3 protein-coding genes are annotated in these 2,057 nt (G+C 54.2%); all 3 read left to right on the top strand.

The window, feature by feature from the left end; translation table 11 throughout:
- Positions 1-105 precede the first annotated feature (105 nt).
- A complete protein-coding gene (locus CA13_RS04205; protein ID WP_146394733.1) occupies positions 106-726 on the top strand; it encodes a M23 family metallopeptidase in 621 nt (206 codons plus the stop codon).
- A gap of 434 nt (positions 727-1,160) precedes the next feature.
- Entirely contained in the window at positions 1,161-1,559 is a 399-nt protein-coding gene (locus CA13_RS04200; protein WP_146394731.1) for a hypothetical protein, read from the top strand.
- A gap of 37 nt (positions 1,560-1,596) precedes the next feature.
- Entirely contained in the window at positions 1,597-1,884 is a 288-nt protein-coding gene (locus CA13_RS04195; protein ID WP_146394732.1) for a hypothetical protein, read from the top strand.
- Positions 1,885-2,057 lie beyond the last annotated feature (173 nt).

The following is a 2,057-nucleotide window of genomic DNA, read 5'->3' as shown; positions in this document are numbered from 1 at the left end:
TGGGATGCACGCGGAGGACTCGGCAGCGCGTTTGCAAGTGGGTGCCGTTCCGCTCGTCCCCGGTGATCCCGGCCGTTATCGGACTGAAGACAGGAACTGTTTTTGATGCTTGAGCGTTGTGTGAACCTAGCCCTGTTTCGCCACGATGCGTCACATGTTTACGAACTGCCGTTCGAGAAAGATGCGCGCTACCGCTGTTGCCAGACGTACGGTGGCACACGATCGCATCACGGCGACTCACACTTCTCAGTCGATTTCTGGATGCCGATTGGAAGCATCATCTGTGCTGCAAGAAGTGGCTGCGTCGTTCGCTCGCTCGATGCCAATGAACTTCCAAGCGACGGATGCAACTCGATTCGTGTTTGTCACGATGACTTTTCAGTTGCGTGCTACGCACACATTCGCCTAAACGGCGCTCTTGTGTCTGATGGAGAGTGGGTCGATGTCGGGCAGCCCATCGCGTTATCTGGCAATACTGGATGCTCTGGGCGTCCACACCTCCATTTCCACGTGCAAACCTCCTATGACAAGACGCGAGTCCCGACGCTATTTCGCACCAGTGTTGGCGTGCTTGGCATGCTGATTGACAATGAGTTCTATAGCCAGACGGACGTTTCCGTTCGGCCACCAAACGAAGAATCCGATAACCATCGCATGCAACGGAGGACGGGTGGTCTGTTTTCTCGTTTGCTTGCAAGTCTTTCGCCCGTCCCCGCTGATGCGTAACGTTACCCGACGTAAAATGAAGATCGTATCGAACGACAACATCGATCCTGTTTGATGATCTCTTTTCGACAACGCGACCCGAACGCCAACGTCAAAAGCGTAAGTTAAAAATTGCTCGTCTAAGTTACCCGTTGGCTAATGCGACTCCACGACGGCGTTTGGCTGGAACCTTGGCTAGCCTAACGTCGCTGCTTCGGCCTTTCGGCGTTACCCAAAAACCTGCCCAACAACTGTTTTATTCGACACTGATTTGATACACTGATGCTTTCCGTGGTGACTTGCTCGCCCGTGATCACTTCCACGGAATCGACAATCAAATGGCCGGGATTTCGGGTAACCATCGGATGCAACGGAGGACCGGTGGTTCGTTTTCACGAATGGATAGTCAACTCCCGGTCCCCGCTGATCCGTGACGTTCCGCTTAACAGCTAAACATGCAAAGCCGCGATGCAGACCAAACAAACAGCGAACACGAGCCACGCAACGGTGGTGATGCGTTCGCTCGCAAGGTTGCTGGCTTCGTCATACTTCCCATTATTCTCATTGCTACCTACTTCATCAGCCAGATCCCCTACACGGTATCCAGCTTTCGCCAGTTTGATGACTACGCAAATGGAAAACGAGTGCGATTCACGGGCACATATAGGGAGCTCGTTGGCGACTTCTCGCATGTCGATTTCGACGGGGAAACAATCCTTGTGGTCGTCCAACCTGGGGAGAACCAACTGTCGCCCGATGCTGGGGCAAAATACTGTGTGACTGGTGAACTGCAACGGTCCTGGCAATCGTCGAGCGTAACGATTACCAACGCAGAGTTTCTTCCGTCAAACTAACGCTGACCAATAACGCCGAGATCAGCGGAACCATGCGATGAAACGAAGTCGCGGAATCGTCTTTTTTACGATTGATAATCGATCGCCGCGACTCGGTTATCGCGGCCGTTATCCGATCAACGACGATCGGTATGCTGGTGTTGGGCCTTGGCGTCACAACACTGGCTTGCGGCTGATGCCGGTGAACGATACACCCGACGAACCATTCCCTCGGACAACTTTTCTGGTTCGACCTTCCAATCTCCTGATGGCTTGCGCGAGCCTCCTCGCACCGACCATCGGCGTGCTCGGGCGACATTCGTTGCTCGACGACGGAACGTCCTGATGGCTTGCGCGAGCAATCTCCTGTTACCATCGGCTTGCTCGGTGTTGCTTTGGGAACGTCAACTGGCATTTCACCTTCCACCTATATTCACCACGGATAACCATCCGTTGCACACGGAGCCGCGGGCCGCGCGGATTCTGAAATCAATGTCGTTTGCCGCGGCCCGGTGAACG

It is taken from the genome of Novipirellula herctigrandis, from assembly GCA_007859835.1.
GTDB lineage: Bacteria > Planctomycetota > Planctomycetia > Pirellulales > Pirellulaceae > Novipirellula_A > Novipirellula_A herctigrandis.
The sequence above is the reverse complement of the archived record's forward strand: the minus strand, read 5'-3'. Positions and strand labels throughout refer to the sequence as shown.

Coding starts and splice junctions, on each gene's coding strand:
- CA13_RS04205 (WP_146394733.1), top strand. CDS start 106: ATGCTTGAGCGTTGTGTGAACCTAGCCCTGTTTCGCCACGATGCGTCA.
- CA13_RS04200 (WP_146394731.1), top strand. CDS start 1,161: ATGCAAAGCCGCGATGCAGACCAAACAAACAGCGAACACGAGCCACGC.
- CA13_RS04195 (WP_146394732.1), top strand. CDS start 1,597: ATGAAACGAAGTCGCGGAATCGTCTTTTTTACGATTGATAATCGATCG.